The following is a 16,804-nucleotide window of genomic DNA, read 5'->3' as shown; positions in this document are numbered from 1 at the left end:
CCCGACTTCACGAGCGCCATCATGACCACCGTAAGTATCGACGCCGACATCAAAGCCAAGTGGGCACAGGGCCACAGTTCCTACAGCCCGGGCAGCCCGGAAGAGTTGGCAATCATTGGCATCGACCTACTGGTCAAGGAACTGGGAACACAAGCCGCCCAGTCGTTCATCGCCCAGATATTCGAGAAATACCCGGCCGACTACCCCGGCGTGGTGGATTCAGAAAGGGAGTAAAACCCGCAGGCTGGCACCTGCGGGTCTGCGGCTTACTTCAAACGAGCCAGACGCTGGGTCAGCAGATCGAAAAAGCCTTGAGCGTCGCCGTTTTCAACCCAGAAAGCATTCTTTGGTGCTTTCAGGCCGTCATACCAATCGACGACGGTCTGGCCGAATGTCGGACCTTCACGACTGTCGATCACCACATTGACCGAACGACCGGTGAACAGCTCCGGCTTCAGCAGGTAAGCGATGACGGTGGCGTCATGCACCGGGCCGCCCGGAATACCGTAGTGCTCCATGTCGCCTTTGACGTATTCGTTGAGAATATCGCCCACGATCTTGCCGGCATTGTTGTTGAGCGCGGCGATCTGCTTCAGGCGCGCGTCGCTAGTGAGGATCTTGTGGGTCACGTCCAGCGGCAGGTAGGTCAGTTTCACCCCACTTTTGAGCACCACTTCCGCAGCCTGCGGGTCAGCGAACAGGTTGAATTCAGCCACCGGGGTGATGTTGCCGCCATTGAAGTGCGCACCGCCCATGATTACCACTTCCTTGATGCCCTGAACGATTTCAGGTTCCTGGATCAGCGCCAGGGCCAGGTTGGTCTGTGGACCGAGCATGGCGATGGTGATGCTGTGGGGTTTGGCAGTTTTAAGGGTATCGATCAGGTAATTGACCGCATTCCCCTTGGCCAGGCCTTGCTTCGGTTCGTGCACGGTGACACCCGACAGGCCTTCCTTGCCATGGATGTTCTCGGCGTAGATCGGCGTGCGCATCAGCGGCTTCGGCGCGCCAGCGTAGACCGGCACTTCTTCGCGCCCTGCCCACTCGCGGGCCAGGCGTGCATTACGCGAAGTCTTGTCCAGGCGCACGTTGCCAGCGACGGTGGTTAGTGCGCGAATGTTCAGTTCTTCCGGCGAGGCCAGGGCAAACAGCAAGGCGACCACGTCGTCGGCACCCGGGTCGGTGTCGATGATCAAGTCGATCTTTTCCGCCGCCTGGGCGCTTGTTGCGGTAATCAGGGACAAAAGCAGCAGACTCCGGAGCAGATGATGCAGTTTCTGAGCATAGCGGTGCATAGCGCACTCCTTGTGCGTGGGAAAGCAGAAAGGGTTACAGCAAGTTAGAACGTCACCCCGGACACCAGCACGATGTTGCAGTACGGCTGACATTCGCCCGTACGAACAATCGCCCGCGCCTGTCGGCTGAGGACCTTGAATTGATCATGGCTGAGCAAGTCGCGCCGGCCCAAGGCACCTTCGGCATTCAGCTCTTCCAGTGTCGCCAGGGCCGTCGGTTGCTTGTCGAGGATCTCCTGGGCGAGTACATGGCTTTCGACCTGCATTTCGCTGAGCACCACTTTTAAGGTGCTGATGAAATCCGGAATACCGTGGGTCAGTGCCAGATCGATCAGTTCGACGCCCGGCGGCACTGGCAGGCCAGCATCACCGATCACCACGATGTCGCCATGACCCAGGGACGCGATCAGCCGCGACAGCGCGACGTTGAGCAAAGGTGTCTTTTTCATGGGATTTTAAAGGCCTGTACGTCGGACAAAGTAGGAATCGAAGGTTGCGCCCCCGCTCGGGTGACCGACAGTGCTGCTGCGACTTGACCGAAACGGATCGCCTCGGCCTCGCTTTTGCCGGAAGCCAGGGCAGCGGCAAAACCGCCGACAAAGGTGTCGCCGGCCGCCGTTGTATCAACTGCCTTCACTGTCGGCGCAGGGAAATGCTCAAAACCTGTGCCGTTGGCAAACAGGGAGCCTTGGGCACCGAGGGTGATGATCACCTTGCCGGCGCCCATCGCGATCAATCGGGTCGCGGCGGTTTGCGCGGTGTCGAGGGAATCCACCGGCAAACCACTCAGGGCCGACGCCTCGCTTTCATTCGGGATCAGGTAGTCGATGGACGCATACCAATCCGCCGGTAACGGACGACTGGCCGGCGCCGGGTTGAGAATCACGATTTTGCCCAGCTCACGGCCGCGCTTGAGCGCATGACCGACGGTGGCGTCCGGCACTTCCAGCTGACAGATGATCACGTCCGCCGCTTGCAGCACCGCGTCGAAACGGTCGATCACTGGCGGCGTCAGCGCGCCGTTGGCACCGGCGACAATCACGATCGCGTTCTGGCTGTTGTCATCAACCACAATCAACGCCACGCCACTGGCGCCATCGACGATGCTGACCGCCTGACAATCGATCCGTTCCGCCAACAATGCCCCGCGCAGCTCTTGACCATAAGCGTCGGTCCCGACGCAGCCGACCATCGATACCTTGGCACCCAGTCGCGCGGCGGCCACGGCCTGGTTCGCACCCTTGCCGCCAGAGACCGTGGTGAACGACTGACCAATCAGCGTTTCACCGCCACGGGGCAACCGTGGCGCCCGGGTCACCAGGTCCATATTCAAGCTGCCTATTACCACTACTTTTGCTGGCATACATCATTACTCATCAATTCGGTTTCAGCGGTGCTTTTGTTTAGCGGTACTCAGCAAACACACCAGCCAGCGGTGCAGTCGACTCCCGCAAGACAATACTTGGGGTCACGATCCGTTGATCAGTGGCCAGGTCCGGCGTGGCAATCCTTCGCAACAGCACCTCGGCAGCCATCTCACCTAGCTGCAGGATCGACTGGCCCACGGTGGTCAGCGCCGGATAAACATAACGGCTCATTTGGATGTCATCGAAGCCGATCACCGACAACTCTGTGGGCACGCGAATATTGCGTTCGGCGGCCGCGCGCAGCACACCGATACCGATCATGTCGTTACCGGCGAAAATCGCGCTGGGCGGGTTCTTTTCCAGCAGGATCGCGGCGGCTGTGTAGCCACCGGTGCTGGTAAAGTCGCTTTCCAGCATGCGCTCGCGGGGCACTTCGACGCCCGCCTCTTTCAACGCCCGGCAGTAACCGGCCAGACGCATTTGCGCCACACTGGTGTCCGCCGGCCCGCCGATTGTGGCGATGTCCCGATGCCCCAACTCCAGTAGATGCCGGGTCGCCAGGTAGGCGCCGTATTCGTGGTCGATGCGCACCAGATCGGCATTCACACCTTCCAGGCCACGGTCGACAATCACCATCGGCGTGCGCACGCCCGCCAGACCTTCAGCGAGCACGGCATCGCCACCGGCCGAGGCAACGATCAAGCCGTCGATGCGTTTTTCCAGCAGCACCCGCAGGTAGCTGCGCTGCTTGTCCGGGTTATCGTCGGAGTTGCAGAGGATTACGCAGTAGCCGTTACGCTCGCAGTAATCCTCGATGCCCCGGGCCAGTTCGGCGAAGTACGGGTTGAGGCTGTTGGGCACCAGCAAACCGATGGTCGCCGTGGTTTTCGCTTTTAACGAACGCGCGACGGCGCTGGGGACGTAGTCGAGGCTTTTGATCGCTGCCTCGACTTTCACCCGCACTTCTTCACTGACCGGCCGCGTCTTGTTCACCACGTGAGACACCGTGGTGTAGGAAATCCCTGCAAGTGCCGCCACATCCTTGATCGTTGCCATGAATCAGGTCCGCCGGCTTGCGCGCTGACTGCGATAAGTATCAAGCACCACCGCCACCACGATAACCGCACCGGTGATGATGCGTTTGGTCGGTTCGGTCGCACCAATCTGCGCCAGGCCCGCCGCCAATACCGAGATGATCAATACACCGAAGAACGTGCTGATGACCGAACCGCGGCCGCCCATCAGGCTGGTGCCGCCGATCACCACAGCGGCGATCACTTGCAGCTCCAGGCCGGAGCCGGCATTCGGGTCCGCCGCTTCCAGACGGGAAATCTGAAACAGCGCGGCGATACCGGCGAGCAAGCCCATCAGGCTGAACACCAGAATCTTATAGGGTTTTGGATTGATCCCGGCCAGACGCACGGCCTCTTCGTTGGTGCCAATGCCGATCAGGTAACGACCGAACACAGTCCGGGTCAACACAGCCTGGGCGACGATGATGATCACAAAGGCAATGATGAACGACGGCGAAATACCGAAGGCAATCGGGTTGGACAGCCAGGCAAAGGCATCACCGATGTAAGCCGTGCGCGAGCCGGTCATCTGGTACGCCAGACCACGGGCCATTTCCAGCACGCCCAAGGACACGATGAACGACGGGATTCGCCAGGCCACGGTGATCGAACCGGTGATGGTCCCGGCCAGTGCCGCAACCGCCATGCCGAGCAACGCTGCGGGCAAGACGCTCCAGCCCCAGCCGAGAATCGCCACGCTGACCGCTGAAGCTGCGAGCGCCAGCACTGAACCGACCGACAGATCGATACCGCCGATGATCAACACGAACGTCATGCCGACCGCCAATACCATCAAGTCGGGGATCTGGTTGGCCAGGGTACTGAAGGTGTCATACGACAGAAAATGGCTGCTCAGGGCCGAGAACAGCGCGACCATCGCCAGCAAGGCACCGGCCAGGCCCAGGTAGGTGCCTAGCCCGTAAAAATTGCCACTACGTTTACCGGCAGATGCTGCAGTTTTCATGGAAGATCCCTAGGCGCTGCTTCGTTGAGCAACGCATCACGTTTTTGGTAGCCGGCAAAAGCGGCGGCAAGCAAATCATCCTGGGTCCAGCTGTCGCGCTCGAAGGTATCGATCAGGCGCCCCGCAGACAACACGCCGATCCGGTCGCAGATCAGCATCAGCTCGCGCAGGTCACTGGACACCACCACCAACGCTTTGCCCTGGCGAGTCAATTCACCCAGCAAGGCATAGATGTCGTACTTGGCGCCGACGTCGATACCGCGAGTCGGCTCATCGAACAACATCACCGAACAATCGCGCTCCAGCCAACGGCCGATCACGACTTTCTGCTGGTTGCCACCGGACAACTCGGACACCAGTTGTGTTGGACTTGAACTGCGGATGCGCATCGCGTCGATTTGACGTTGGGCCAGTGCCATCTCGTCACCGTTATTGACGACGCCCGCGCTGGAAATCACCGGCATGTTGCCCAAGGCAATGTTGGCGCTGATCGATTGGGTCAGTAGCAGGCCTTCGCCCTTGCGGTCCTCGGTGATCAGGGCGATGCCGTGACCGACCGCATCAGCCGGCGAACGGATGCTGACGACTTTAGCCGGAGAACCCAGCGCGACCGTGCCGCTGTCCGCGGTATCGGCGCCAAAGATCAGGCGCAGCAACTCGGTGCGCCCTGCCCCGATCAGCCCGGAAATGCCGTAGATCTCACCGGCGCGCACTTCGAAAGACACATCGCGAACCTTGTCGGAGCGGGTCAGCCCTTTGACCGTCAGCGCCGGCGCGCCGATGTTGCGCGGCCCCAAGTCCATGTGTTCGCCCAACTCACGGCCCACCATCAGGGTGACCAGTTGCTCGCTGTTGTAATTGGCCATCGGCTCGACGCAGACCAGGTTGCCGTCACGCAGCACGGCAATGCGCTGTGCCACTCGCGCCAGTTCTTCGAGGCGGTGGGAGATGTAGATGATCGACACGCCGCGGGCTTGCAGGCGAGTGATCTGTTCGAACAGCATCTCGACTTCACGAGCCGTCAGCATCGCGGTCGGTTCGTCGAGGATCAGCACATGGCAGTCGCCGATCAGGTTACGGGCGATCTCGACCATTTGCTGATGACCGATGCCCAGCTCGCCGACCAGGGTGTCCGGGTCGATCGCGTCGAGACCGACTTGGGCCATGGCCTCGATCGCAGCCTTGCGCAGTTGCTTGCGACTGATCCAGCCACCGCTGCTGGGCAGGTTATCGAGAAACAGGTTTTCCGCCACCGACAGCGTCGGCAACAGATTGAGTTCTTGCATGACCATTCGAATGCCCAGGTCTTCGGCCTGGGTGCGGCTGCCGGGGCGGTATTCCTGACCCTGGAATTGCATCTGGCCGGTGGTCGGCGTGACCAGCCCGCCGATGATCTTCGACAAGGTGCTTTTGCCGGCGCCGTTCTCACCGGTCAGCGCCAGCACTTCACCGCGCATCAGCGTCAGGTCGATGCCGGTCAGGACCGGTTGGGCATAGGTCTTACCGATACCGCTGACCGAGAGGACAGCGTTCGGGGCGCAAACTGACATAAAAAACTCTCCATGCGCTCGCCCGGACGGGCGAGCACCGTTGTGTCGCCAGAAGGACTACTTGGTAACCAGCTCTACCGGAGTTTCGATCACACCGTTGGTGCCGCTGTCGACTTTCTCGCCCTTGATGATTTTCAGCGCAGTCTCGATGCCGAACACGGCTTGCTTGGCAGCGAACTGGTCAGCGGTCGCCAGGACGCGGCCGTCCTTGAGCATCGGCTTGATGGCGTTGATGTTGTCGTAACCGACTACCTGAACCTTGCCAGCCTTGCCCGCTGCACGGACGGCGGAAACGGCGCCGAGGGCCATGTTGTCGTTACCGGCCAGCAGGGCTTTGATGTTCGGGTATTCACTGAGGATTGCAGCGGCGACTTTGTTACCACCGTCCATTTCCCATTGGCCGGACTGCAACGAGACAACCTTGATATTGGCCGCTTCCATCGCATCCTTGAAGCCTGCGGTGCGGGCTTGGGCGTTGGTGGTGGTGGACACGCCTTCGATGATGCCAACTTCGTCACCGGCCTTCAGTTGCTTGGCCAGGTAATCGCCCACCAGACGCGCACCTTTGCGGTTGTCCGGGCCTACGAACGGTATGGTGATGTTCTTGCTTTTGACGACGGCCGGATCAAGTTGGTTGTCGATGTTGATCACGGTAATACCGGCATCGACGGCTTTCTTGAGCACCGGGACCATAGCCTTGGAGTCTGCTGGTGCGATGACCAGAGCATTGACCTTGTTCACAATCATCTGCTCGACGATGCGAATCTGGTTACTCGTGTCCGTTTCGTCCTTGATGCCGTTGGAGATCAGGTCAAAATCGGCGGAGTGTTCCTTCTGGTAGGCCTTGGCGCCGTCTTCCATGGTCAGGAAGAATTCGTTGGCCAGGGATTTCATGACCAGGGCAACTTTAGGTTTTTCGGGGGTGTCGGCGAAAGCCGAAGAGAGGGCAAAGCGGCGGATGCGGCAGCCAGCATAGCGACAGCGAGAAGACGTCCAGCGAATGGCAGCTTCATGGGTTCACTCCGATCTTATGATTATTGTGAGCAACGCTTGCGCTGGCGTAGCTTCAGGGCGTCGCCGATGAATCAAGTCATCGGGAACGCCGCGCAAACGTTTGCGTAGACCGAACTATGCGAACCCTGCAGGGATTTGTCAACGAGCAGAAACGACCAATTTTTTGTACTGGTTGGCAAAAACCGGGCAATCACATCAGGCCGAGGTGTTGACCACCGACCCGCTACCGGAGCCCTTGGACATCTCCTTGACCAAGGCGGCGGATACCTCCATCAAAGCGCCGTTGGTTTCGGCTATTTGGCCCTGAACACCCATGACCGCAGTGGTCTTGGCTTCCGGCGTTGGATAAGAAGCCGCCTGGGCTGCCGCCAATTGTTGCTGCTCCTCGCGCAGTTGCTGTTGCAGCTCTTGCATGCGCTTGAGCAGCATTTTCACCGTCACACTGGTGTTGTCCGGGACTTCCTGCGCATCTGCACCCGATGCCAGGCCCACGGCGCTTGTCTTGACTTGCTTGCCGTCGTCCTTGCTGACACCCAGCGCTTTATCTGCCGCCTCCGCTGTAGCTTCGTTCAACGCTCGGATGGTAGCGGCTGATTTGCCACCGATTGTGATGCCTGCAGCATTCGGAATACCGACGGATAACGACATGTGAGCTCCTGAAAAAGTAAGGTCCTTTAAAGGAGCATCGACCTGAACGCGAATTTCTTTAGCAGCGGTCTGAAATTTCGCAAGGCGATTTTCTCAACGAAAGTCGTAGGTTTTTTCGGAGAACCGAACACAAACACCAAACGTGTTCGAGAACCCGGACAACAAGATGTGAACCTGTCCCGACAATCACAAAAATACCTATATAAATCAGCAGATTAAAGTTTTTTCTCATTCAAAGTACGGCTGGTACAGATCCTGCTCCTACTCGTGCACCCCAGGCGTTCAGATCTGCCGGGGGCGCATCTAGATGAACCTGCATCAGCACCGTCACTACTAGAGAGAAAATAATGAAATCTGTATTCAACACTTTTATTCCGGGCGCTTTGGCCCTCCTGCTGCTCCTGCCGACCGCCCTTCAAGCGAAAGAAGCCGAAACCCAACAGAAACTGGCTAATGTGGTGATCCTCGCCACCGGCGGCACCATCGCCGGCGCTGGCGCCAGCGCGGCCAACAGTGCCACTTATCAAGCGGCCAAAGTCGGTATCGAGCAACTGATTGCCGGCGTGCCGGAACTCGGCAAATTGGCAAATGTGCGTGGCGAACAGATCATGCAGATCGCCTCTGAAAGCATCACCAACGACAACCTGTTGCAACTGGGTCGTCGCGTGGCAGAACTGGCCGACAGCAAAGACGTCGATGGCATCGTCATCACCCACGGCACCGACACCCTGGAAGAAACCGCCTACTTCCTGAACCTGGTGGAAAAAACCGACAAGCCGATCATCGTGGTCGGCTCCATGCGCCCAGGCACTGCGATGTCGGCTGACGGTATGCTGAACCTCTACAACGCCGTGGCCGTGGCCAGCAGCAAAGAAGCACGCGGCAAAGGTGTGCTGGTGACCATGAACGATGAAATCCAGTCCGGTCGCGACGTCAGCAAAATGATCAACATCAAGACCGAGGCTTTCAAAAGTGCCTGGGGCCCGCTGGGCATGGTGGTCGAAGGCAAATCCTACTGGTTCCGTCTGCCAGCCAAGCGTCACACCATGGATTCGGAATTCGACATCAAAACCATCAAGAGCCTGCCTGACGTCGAAATCGCCTATTCCTACGGCAACGTTAGCGATGTCGCCTACAAAGCCCTGGCTCAATCGGGCGCCAAAGCGATCATTCACGCCGGCACCGGCAACGGCTCGGTGTCTTCGCGCGTCGTTCCAACCCTGCAGGCCCTGCGCAAGGACGGCGTGCAAATCATCCGCTCGTCCCACGTCAACGCCGGCGGTTTCGTACTGCGTAACGCTGAACAGCCTGATGACAAGTACGACTGGGTTGTAGCGCATGACCTCAACCCACAAAAAGCCCGGATCCTGGCCATGGTCGCGCTGACCAAAACCAATGACAGCAAAGAGCTGCAACGGATGTTCTGGGAATACTGATCCGCCCTCGCCCGACCAGCTCCGGTCGGGCACCGCTTACACCCTTCGCCACTCTGGCGAGGGGTCATAGTCCTACAAAAAATCCTGACCGTCTTACACCAAACGGAAAAAACCACTGTCAGAGGATTTTCTTGAATTTTAAGCAGTTGCGAAAATGCTTACAGTTAAATACTGTATGCACGTACAGCTTAATAAGGATAATCCTGTGGCCACCACTTCCGCCTCTCCTGACTCCTATCAACGCATGGGCATTCGCGTCCAAAAAATCATCAATTCCCAAAGTGCCCAGAAAGCCAAAGCCGCCCTGATCTTCCGTCTTCCTGACGAACCGGTGGATGAGTGGGAACAACTGCTCGAAGAAATCGACGAAAACGATAACGTCACCCTCGCCTATCGCGACGATGGCGGCGTGCAGATTTTTTGGGTTGTGCCGAAGGAAGATTGAGTCAATGAGTGTCCGTTGTTTTGCTTTGTTGTTTCTGTTCATCGCCATGGGCGCCCAGGCTGGCGCTCCGCGCACCTTCAACGAAGCCAAGAAAGTCGCCTGGAAGCTTTACGCACCGCAATCCACCGAGTTTTATTGCGGCTGCAAATACACCGGTAACAAGGTGGACCTCGCCGCCTGTGGGTATGTGCCGCGCAAAAGCCTCAAGCGCGCCTCGCGCATCGAGTGGGAACACATTGTCCCCGCCTGGCAGATCGGTCATCAGCGCCAATGCTGGCAGTCGGGCGGACGCAAAAACTGCACGCGCTACGACCCGACTTATCAGAAGGCCGAGGCCGACTTGCACAACCTGGTGCCGAGCATCGGCGAGGTGAATGGCGACCGCAGCAACTTCAGCTTTGGCTGGCTGCCGGTACAATCGGGCCAATACGGTTCGTGCCTGACGCAGGTCGACTTCAAGGCCAAGAAGGTCATGCCGCGCCCTTCGATACGCGGGATGATCGCCCGGACGTATTTCTACATGAGCAAGCAGTACGGCTTGAAGCTGTCCAAACAGGATCGCCAACTGTATGAAGCCTGGAACAAGACCTACCCGGTGCAAGCCTGGGAGCGCCAGCGCAACCAGAGCGTGGCCTGCGTGATGGGTCGCGGTAATGAGTTTGTCGGCCCGGTAAACATGAAAGCCTGTGGTTGAACAACCGCTGAAAACACAAAGGCCTCGGGCATTAAACCCTAGGCCTTTTTTTGTTTCTAACCACCGACTTTGTTGTAGCGCCAGTAGCCCATCAGGCTGAGAGGCGACCCAGCCGTAGAAACCATCGCTGGCCGATTCGGAGGCTCCCCTGAGGATCTCCTCGTCCACGTTGACGTCCTCCAGCTCCCCTTTTAAGAGTCGCTGCTGAACGGCGCCTGAACAGTTGTGCGGTTACTGAGCCGCCGGACGCTCGATGATCAGCGATTCGATGTTCATCTTTTTCGCCTTGGTCAGCGCCGCGTTTAAGTCAGCCTGACGCGCCTCGGCCTCGGCTTTGGATCCGAACGGCCCGAGCAGGATCCGGTCCTTGCCGTTTTCCCGAACCACATTGGAAACGAAGCTGTGCTCGATCAACCAGCCGCTGAGGTCGCTGACTGCCTGGGTTGTTTCGCCGCGCACTTCGAGATCCCATTGCGGACCGGCTGCCGGAACAGGAGCTGAAGCCTGTACGGAAACTGCGCTGGATGGCGTCTTTTGAGTGCTCGCTTCCTTGCCCTCACCACATCCCGCCAACGCCAATACTGCGATTACCAAGGCCATTTTGCGCACAACGTTTCCCTCTGAATGCTGAAAGTGCGGATTTTAACATTCATGAATACTTCCCGAGTGCCGCAAAATGGCCTTAAAACAACGAGAATGATGGTTGCGGCCTCTGTATAGTTACGCCTTGGGAATTAATGCAGCATCTGCGCGTCAGAAAGAGGCACCCAAACTGTGAGACTTCGCACTAATCTATAACTACACCGACCTCTGCACTGTCTGAATCAGGTGCCCTACAAGCAATCAAGGAGAAGACCATGCTGATACTCACCCGCAAAGTCGGTGAAAGCATAAATATCGGTGATGACATTACGATCACTATTCTGGGCGTTAGCGGCCAGCAAGTCCGGATTGGCATCAACGCCCCGAAAGATGTTGCCGTACATCGCGAAGAAATCTATCAGCGCATTCAGGCCGGTCTGACCGCACCAGACAAGCCACAAACCCCCTGAGTCCTGCTGCATCAGTAGCCAGCCCGTTCGCTTCAGCGCAATGGCTGGCTAAAGATTCATGCTCGGCGTTCTGCTGAGCACTCGCCTCCTGTCCCTCCCCCTTTCGTTAAGCCGATACTACCGGCGTCGGCCACGCCTTGGCTGTCAGACTATTCGCTTTAAACCCGACGAATCAGCGTTGCTAGCCGAAGGTCACACCGCGCACCATGCCGGTGGCTGCGATGATCATCAGCATCAGCAACAGGGCTTCCGTGTGGCTGATCCGGGCAAACAGTTTCGCCCGTCCCTGGTCAATCGAAGCGCCACGCCCCAACGCGATCCGCCATTTGATCAAGGTGATCATCGGCGCCAGTTCCATTAGCAAAATGATCACGAACAGCGTCATCTTGAGATGAAACAGCGGCTGATGAAGGTAGTAGTCGGTGCCTTTTTCATACCCACCGAAGGCTCGCATCAGTCCCGTGACCAGCAAAATCCCGGCACAAATCCCCCACACGTTATCCGCGACCAGCACGCTACGAATCTGCGCCGTTCCAGCGGCCAAGCGGCTTAACGCCGTGCCGCGAGTGAGCACCGCCCAAAGACCCAAGGCCACAGCCAAGAGGTGGATCGCCGCAAGAAACCAGTGAGATAGCATTGAATGCTCCAGACAGGGGAATGGAAAAGGGTTCGTCAGTAGTAGTCCAAAACCCGGAAATCTGCCCATAGACCGAAGGGGGATTTTTCGAAGCGTGATGTGGACCAAATGGGCAGAATGGCCATTCGCCAAGGAAGGAATACATGAACCGATCAAACCTGCCGACGCTGGTCCTGCTACCGGGAATGGATGGAACGGGTGAACTGTTCCAGCCTTTCGTGGCGGCCATGGGGCAAGCTTGCGACATCGTTGTGGTGACTTACCCCTGCGACATCCCGTTGAACTATGGGGAACTGCAAGCCATTGCCAGGCAATCGCTGCCCACTGACCGGCCGTTCGTGTTGCTGGGCGAATCCTTCTCGGGGCCGATCGCCATTGCTCTGACGGCCTTGAATCTGCCTCGGCAGGTCGGGCTGGTGCTCTGCTGCACCTTTGCCAGCAACCCGCGGCCGCTGTTCAATCGCCTGGGATTTCTGGTCGAGATTCTGCCCATGGGTCTGGTGCCTACCCGCTGGCTCAGCCCGTTATTACTCGGCCGATTTTCCACCGCCGCCCTACGCACCGCACTGAGTCGGGCGATCAACAAGGTCAGTCCTTCGGTGATGCGCAAGCGACTGCGATCGGTGCTCAAAGTCGATGTATCGACGCAACTGTCCCAAATCAAAGTTCCCGCTGTTTATCTGCGTGCAACCCAGGATCGGGTGGTGCCGAAGACTGCCTCGCTGCGGATCTGCGAACTAAAACCGCAGGTACAAGTGATCGAAGTCGAGGCGCCGCACTGCCTGCTTCAGGCGACCCCCGATAAAGCTGCGCGGGTGATCGTTGAGTTTTTACAAACGCGACAAACTCACTGATGCCCCGACATTTTCATGTCGGGGCATCCCCATCACACCTGGTCTGTACCATCACCGGTAGGTACCCGACGCTCGCGCAGACCCAGCGCTTGCGTACCGGAGGTATAAGCCCCCTTGATCGCAGTGCCGGCCTCCTGAAAGCCTTTCTTGGCCGAGTTATAGTTATTCTCGACAAATTCGCCCGTATCCTTCGCCCCTTCCTCAATACCATCCTGGACTTTTTTGGCCAGCTTCAGAGCCTTGGGCGGAATGTCTTCCTGAATAACCTTGACGCCTTTGTCCGCCGCTTTTCCGGCCAGCACACCGGCAGCACCGTAGGCGGCGAAGGTCAACGCCGAACCCGCGACGTTCACCGCATGGTCCGCCGCGGCAACGGCCCCCTTCGGCAGCCCCTGATTGAGTGCCGCCTGCTTGGCCGCGTTACGCGCCATGCCTGTCAGCGCGAAACCTCCAGCCAGCGCGCCGCCGTTAGTCAGGAGGTTGCCGCCTTCAAACACCTTGCGCACAGAGCTCAAGGTCTCGGTCGCAACGTCCAGTGGGAATTTGGCGGCGCGCTTGGCGCCGTTGATGTAAGGCCGGGAAGGACTGCACTTGTCCAGCTCCTTGAATTGATCTTCCCAGTCTTTGCGCCCGAACAACTGCGCCCCGCCGACCAGTCCCGCGGCTTTTTGATTGTTGTGCATGAGCACCGCATACCCGGCGCCGGCCACCATCCCGCCGGCCGAACCAATGGCCGTATCGAATGCAGCGGCAACTTTAGGCCCGGCCGTTGCATTGAGCGCTGCCGCTGCCCCCAGACGAACGACGTTACGCACGGAAAATGTCTGGAGGGCCAGGGCGCTTTGCCCGGCCTGCTTGATCGGATGAGCCTCCGATTTGGCCTTTTGGGAGTCAGCCATAATCGTTTCAAGCTTGTCAGCCGGCGCTTTGAGCCACAGCGAATCTTCGGTCGTTTTAGCGAGCACCCCACCGCCCACCACATCGGCCGCGCCGGACATCGCCCCGGCGATAAAACCGGTATACCCCGGGTTACCGGTGGCGTCGGCTGTTACCCCTGGCACTTTGTCGAGCACCACGGTGACCACACCAAACGGCAAGCCACCGACAGCGCCCTGGGTCGGAACCGTCACTCGGTCCATACGTTCGGCCTTGTCCAACAGACGATCGACGTCAGCGGAGGAATAATTCAATTCATGCAGTCTGTTGGCCCGCCCTTCCACCAGCGCGTCCATTGCTTCCCCGTTTGTATCGGTTCGGTCACCCCTGAACAGCTCGGTCATTTTTGTCTTAAGGTCGTGCAGGACCTGCGGATCGCCACTGGTTATCGCTGCGGTAGCACTGGTGGATGCGGCAGCGTTGGTGGATGTGGGCGGCTGCATTTCGATCTCGTTGCGATCGATCAAAGGTTGTGTACGGCTGGAAGATAACGGGTCCATGGACATTCCTTTTGTTGGAGTGAAGCGTTGAGATCAAATAGAACGTTCGATCAGTGCGCCTTGGGAATTCCAAACTGCTCCAGGGTCGGATCGACGTTGTGGTCGAATTGCTTTTGCGCGGAGTGCTTTTTCACTGCCTCGACAATCGCCGCGATGCCGAAACCGATGCTCATGGCCGCGTCGATCACCCAACCCACAGGACCGGCAGCCGCGCCGATGGCCGAAGCCGCCGCCAGCCCTGCTGCCTCACCGGCAACGGCCCCGGCAATCCGTCCGCCGATAGAACCGGCCATGCGCCCGAGCCCGGCCGACGCTTCACGGCCAGCCAATTTGCGCACCGCATCAACGCCATCCTTGGCCGTCGAAAGACCCTGCTTGGTGTTGTCGTAGGCATCCTTGACTTGCTGGGCCTTGTTTTTCGGCGCAACGGCATCGGAAACCGAGCCGGACTGACCTGTCGCATCACCGACGTTTTCGAGTAACTCGCGACCTTTTTTCGACTGCTGTAACTGGCCGACCGTGGCGTCCACATAACTCGCTTGCTGACGCTGGACGAAGCTCTGTGGCAGCACCGCGTCATAGGCCGCTTTTTGCGCATCACTGGTTTGCAGGGACTGCCCGGCGTCGGCCTTTTTCTGTCCCAGCAACTGCTTGAGCGAACCGCCCTCACTGAAATTGCTGACGTAGGACTGTTGCAGCTTGCCCTGCACATCGGGCTGGTTGCCGACCACTTGCGCAGCCGTCGGCAGATCAGCGTCGGGGCCCAGCAAGTCCTGCTGCATTTGCAGTTGCGCCGATAGCCCGCCGATGGCGCCGCTGTAGTCGGGAGCGGCGTCTTTTTTCGAGGTCTTGTCGGCGCTGTTCATGTCGTTGCGCAGGGCCTGGCCACTCACTACGTTTTGCAACTGGCCCTTCACGGCTTTTTCCAGGGACGGGTCGCTGGCCACCAGGGCTCGTTCCTGACTGGGGATGGCCTGGCTCATGTAGGTCTGCACATCGGGATCGTCCTGCAACTGGCCGATCTTTTCCGCCAGAGCGTCTTCGGTCTTGCCGGTTTTGCGTAGATCGGAACCGGCAACAACGCTCTGCTGGGTCTGTTGCAACTTGACCATCACCGCCGCTTTCTCGGCGCCGGTGTAGTTCTGCGGCTGCTCGAAAACCTCTTTACCCAGTTTGCTGATATCAGTGCCAGCGACAGCATTCAGGGTCGCTGCGTCGCTGAGCATCCCGGCGAACTCGCCGCCATTGGTGGGAGCCTGGTTCTTGATCCAGTTGCTGATGTTCGCTGCATCGAATTTCTTGTCCGGGCCATGGGTGGCCAGGTCCCGGCCTTTGAGTCCACCCTGATCAAGCAGGTTGAGCAGGCCCGGCTGCGACCAGGTTTTCGAGGCTTGTTTGAGCGGTCCGGCGAGCCCGGGGTTGTTGTCCTGCAAAGCCTTGAGGCCGTCGGCGTCCATGTACTGATCGACTTTGGTTTTACCCTCCGCGCCGGCCGCATGTTTGGGATCGGCAGCATTGGCCAGCGGACCGTTGGCCTGCAACAACGAGGCCGAGCGGACCATCTGCAACGACTGAGGATCAGCATTGGGATGGTCCTTCTGGTAATTAGCCAGGTCCTTGTCAGCGTTGTCGGCCGCACCTTGCATCTTCTTGGCAAACGCCTTGAGGTCGCCGTCAGTGATTTTGCCGTCCGCCTTGCCGCCGTGTTTGCCGGTATCGACGGCGGTTTTCAGGGCCGGATTGTCGTTGATGAACTTCATCGCCTTGGCCGCATCCGGGCCTTTTTCAGTGGCCATAAGGGCGGCGGCAATCGGTCGATTGAGTTCCTTGGCCGCTTGCTCCCGCTGCTCCGGCGGCAAGTCCGCCACCAGGGGTGCCCAGCGTTCGAGCTCCTTGGGTGAGGAGTATTTCGAGTCGTCGAGTAACTGGGCTTCGGGACTGCTGGCCGCCGCCGGGTTGGACGAAGGCGCCGTGGCATCGGTCGTCGACGTTACGGCGGCAGTACGGGTAGCCGGGGTGGTATCGGTGAGTTTGCTCGCGGGCGTAGTGCCTTCATCGCCACCGAGCAAACGCTTCATCACCAGGCCCAACAGGTTCGGCGATTGAGCGTCTTTGGCTGGGCTGGCCAGTGTCTGGGACCCGGCCTGTTGTCCGAACTGCACACCACCACCCGGCGCGGACATCACGCTAGGTTTGGCATTCTCCAACGCTGGCCGCGAAGGCTTGTCACCGCCCAACAATGGAGAGGCGGTTGCGGGGAACGGAGTGTTGGAAATGCGCATGAGGGTTCGCCATTTTCAGTCGGACAATGCCGATGTGTGGCAGGACAGGCTCATGCG

17 protein-coding genes and 1 pseudogene are annotated in these 16,804 nt (G+C 58.9%); 6 read left to right on the top strand and 12 right to left on the bottom strand.

Annotation, left to right across the window (positions count from 1 at the left end; genetic code table 11):
* Positions 1-21: 21 nt before the first annotated feature.
* Positions 22-234: a hypothetical protein gene (locus RHM58_RS19970; protein ID WP_201188749.1), complete on the top strand. Its 213-nt coding sequence runs from the start codon at positions 22-24 to the stop codon at positions 232-234.
* A 32-nt stretch (positions 235-266) separates the two neighbouring features.
* On the opposite strand, the gene RHM58_RS19965 is transcribed toward RHM58_RS19970, so the two are convergent.
* The 8 genes and pseudogenes from RHM58_RS19965 to RHM58_RS19930 all read right to left on the bottom strand — a co-directional run bounded on the left by RHM58_RS19965 (position 267) and on the right by RHM58_RS19930 (position 7,911).
* Positions 267-1,295, bottom strand: a complete 1,029-nt coding sequence (locus RHM58_RS19965) for a nucleoside hydrolase (protein WP_322267944.1) — start codon at positions 1,293-1,295, stop codon at positions 267-269.
* A 44-nt stretch (positions 1,296-1,339) separates the two neighbouring features.
* Entirely contained in the window at positions 1,340-1,744 is a 405-nt protein-coding gene (gene rbsD, locus RHM58_RS19960) for a D-ribose pyranase (protein WP_201202321.1), read from the bottom strand.
* Positions 1,741-2,658: a ribokinase gene (rbsK, locus tag RHM58_RS19955; protein WP_201202317.1), complete on the bottom strand. Its 918-nt coding sequence runs from the start codon at positions 2,656-2,658 to the stop codon at positions 1,741-1,743. The genes rbsD and rbsK overlap by 4 nt, the downstream gene beginning before the upstream one ends.
* A 40-nt stretch (positions 2,659-2,698) precedes the next feature.
* Positions 2,699-3,718: a LacI family DNA-binding transcriptional regulator gene (locus RHM58_RS19950; RefSeq protein WP_322267943.1), complete on the bottom strand. Its 1,020-nt coding sequence runs from the start codon at positions 3,716-3,718 to the stop codon at positions 2,699-2,701.
* A gap of 3 nt (positions 3,719-3,721) precedes the next feature.
* Positions 3,722-4,699 carry an ABC transporter permease gene (locus tag RHM58_RS19945; protein ID WP_201202315.1) on the bottom strand — a complete coding sequence of 326 codons (978 nt, stop codon included), beginning with the start codon at positions 4,697-4,699 and terminating at the stop codon, positions 3,722-3,724.
* A complete protein-coding gene (locus RHM58_RS19940; protein WP_322267942.1) occupies positions 4,696-6,249 on the bottom strand; it encodes a sugar ABC transporter ATP-binding protein in 1,554 nt (517 codons plus the stop codon). Before RHM58_RS19940 ends, RHM58_RS19945 begins: the two co-directional genes overlap by 4 nt.
* Positions 6,250-6,306: 57 nt before the next feature.
* A pseudogene (locus RHM58_RS19935) lies at positions 6,307-7,262 on the bottom strand (sugar ABC transporter substrate-binding protein).
* Positions 7,263-7,458: 196 nt separating this feature from the next.
* Complete coding sequence (locus RHM58_RS19930; RefSeq protein WP_201257284.1) at positions 7,459-7,911, bottom strand: hypothetical protein; 453 nt, start codon at positions 7,909-7,911, stop codon at positions 7,459-7,461.
* A 347-nt stretch (positions 7,912-8,258) separates the two neighbouring features.
* On the opposite strand from RHM58_RS19930, the gene RHM58_RS19925 reads away from it, so the two are divergent.
* From RHM58_RS19925 to RHM58_RS19915, 3 genes are all read left to right on the top strand, one after another.
* Positions 8,259-9,347, top strand: a complete 1,089-nt coding sequence (locus RHM58_RS19925; protein WP_201202309.1) for an asparaginase — start codon at positions 8,259-8,261, stop codon at positions 9,345-9,347.
* 154 nt (positions 9,348-9,501) lie between these two features.
* Complete coding sequence (locus tag RHM58_RS19920) at positions 9,502-9,792, top strand: DUF1654 domain-containing protein (RefSeq protein ID WP_201202308.1); 291 nt, start codon at positions 9,502-9,504, stop codon at positions 9,790-9,792.
* Positions 9,793-9,796: 4 nt separating this feature from the next.
* Positions 9,797-10,486 carry an endonuclease gene (locus RHM58_RS19915; RefSeq protein ID WP_201202307.1) on the top strand — a complete coding sequence of 230 codons (690 nt, stop codon included), beginning with the start codon at positions 9,797-9,799 and terminating at the stop codon, positions 10,484-10,486.
* Positions 10,487-10,717: 231 nt separating this feature from the next.
* On the opposite strand, the gene RHM58_RS19910 is transcribed toward RHM58_RS19915, so the two are convergent.
* A complete protein-coding gene (locus tag RHM58_RS19910) occupies positions 10,718-11,095 on the bottom strand; it encodes an SPOR domain-containing protein (protein ID WP_322267941.1) in 378 nt (125 codons plus the stop codon).
* 248 nt (positions 11,096-11,343) lie between these two features.
* Here RHM58_RS19910 and csrA point away from each other — a divergent pair, with 248 nt between their 5' ends.
* Positions 11,344-11,538 carry a carbon storage regulator CsrA gene (gene csrA, locus RHM58_RS19905; protein ID WP_007938114.1) on the top strand — a complete coding sequence of 65 codons (195 nt, stop codon included), beginning with the start codon at positions 11,344-11,346 and terminating at the stop codon, positions 11,536-11,538.
* 181 nt (positions 11,539-11,719) lie between these two features.
* Here the strand turns inward: csrA and RHM58_RS19900 are convergent, their stop codons facing one another.
* Positions 11,720-12,175 (bottom strand): DUF2214 family protein, encoded by a 456-nt coding sequence (locus RHM58_RS19900; RefSeq protein ID WP_322267940.1) that lies wholly within the window; start codon positions 12,173-12,175, stop codon positions 11,720-11,722.
* 143 nt (positions 12,176-12,318) lie between these two features.
* Between RHM58_RS19900 and RHM58_RS19895 the strand changes: the two genes are divergently transcribed.
* Positions 12,319-13,029, top strand: a complete 711-nt coding sequence (locus RHM58_RS19895) for an alpha/beta fold hydrolase (protein WP_201257287.1) — start codon at positions 12,319-12,321, stop codon at positions 13,027-13,029.
* A 32-nt stretch (positions 13,030-13,061) separates the two neighbouring features.
* Here the strand turns inward: RHM58_RS19895 and RHM58_RS19890 are convergent, their stop codons facing one another.
* Together RHM58_RS19890 and RHM58_RS19885 are read right to left on the bottom strand one after the other, a co-directional pair.
* On the bottom strand, positions 13,062-14,465 hold the full coding sequence (locus RHM58_RS19890) for a hypothetical protein (RefSeq protein ID WP_322267939.1): 1,404 nt from the start codon (positions 14,463-14,465) through the stop codon (positions 13,062-13,064).
* Positions 14,466-14,515: 50 nt separating this feature from the next.
* Positions 14,516-16,747: a type III effector HrpK domain-containing protein gene (locus tag RHM58_RS19885; RefSeq protein ID WP_322267938.1), complete on the bottom strand. Its 2,232-nt coding sequence runs from the start codon at positions 16,745-16,747 to the stop codon at positions 14,516-14,518.
* Between the last annotated feature and the right edge of the window lie 57 nt (positions 16,748-16,804).

The organism is Pseudomonas sp. 10S4 (assembly GCF_034344865.1).
GTDB lineage: Bacteria > Pseudomonadota > Gammaproteobacteria > Pseudomonadales > Pseudomonadaceae > Aquipseudomonas.
This window is presented reverse-complemented; position numbering and strand designations above follow the sequence as displayed.

Bases quoted from the DNA above. Each gene is read 5' to 3' on its own strand.
- RHM58_RS19950 (WP_322267943.1), bottom strand. From the start codon at position 3,718: ATGGCAACGATCAAGGATGTGGCGGCACTTGCAGGGATTTCCTACACC.
- RHM58_RS19925 (WP_201202309.1), top strand. From the start codon at position 8,259: ATGAAATCTGTATTCAACACTTTTATTCCGGGCGCTTTGGCCCTCCTG.
- RHM58_RS19965 (WP_322267944.1), bottom strand. From the start codon at position 1,295: ATGCACCGCTATGCTCAGAAACTGCATCATCTGCTCCGGAGTCTGCTG.
- RHM58_RS19930 (WP_201257284.1), bottom strand. From the start codon at position 7,911: ATGTCGTTATCCGTCGGTATTCCGAATGCTGCAGGCATCACAATCGGT.
- csrA (WP_007938114.1), top strand. From the start codon at position 11,344: ATGCTGATACTCACCCGCAAAGTCGGTGAAAGCATAAATATCGGTGAT.
- RHM58_RS19940 (WP_322267942.1), bottom strand. From the start codon at position 6,249: ATGTCAGTTTGCGCCCCGAACGCTGTCCTCTCGGTCAGCGGTATCGGT.
- RHM58_RS19945 (WP_201202315.1), bottom strand. From the start codon at position 4,699: ATGAAAACTGCAGCATCTGCCGGTAAACGTAGTGGCAATTTTTACGGG.
- RHM58_RS19890 (WP_322267939.1), bottom strand. From the start codon at position 14,465: ATGGACCCGTTATCTTCCAGCCGTACACAACCTTTGATCGATCGCAAC.
- RHM58_RS19915 (WP_201202307.1), top strand. From the start codon at position 9,797: ATGAGTGTCCGTTGTTTTGCTTTGTTGTTTCTGTTCATCGCCATGGGC.
- RHM58_RS19895 (WP_201257287.1), top strand. From the start codon at position 12,319: ATGAACCGATCAAACCTGCCGACGCTGGTCCTGCTACCGGGAATGGAT.
- RHM58_RS19885 (WP_322267938.1), bottom strand. From the start codon at position 16,747: ATGCGCATTTCCAACACTCCGTTCCCCGCAACCGCCTCTCCATTGTTG.
- rbsD (WP_201202321.1), bottom strand. From the start codon at position 1,744: ATGAAAAAGACACCTTTGCTCAACGTCGCGCTGTCGCGGCTGATCGCG.
- RHM58_RS19970 (WP_201188749.1), top strand. From the start codon at position 22: ATGACCACCGTAAGTATCGACGCCGACATCAAAGCCAAGTGGGCACAG.
- rbsK (WP_201202317.1), bottom strand. From the start codon at position 2,658: ATGCCAGCAAAAGTAGTGGTAATAGGCAGCTTGAATATGGACCTGGTG.
- RHM58_RS19920 (WP_201202308.1), top strand. From the start codon at position 9,502: ATGCTTACAGTTAAATACTGTATGCACGTACAGCTTAATAAGGATAAT.
- RHM58_RS19900 (WP_322267940.1), bottom strand. From the start codon at position 12,175: ATGCTATCTCACTGGTTTCTTGCGGCGATCCACCTCTTGGCTGTGGCC.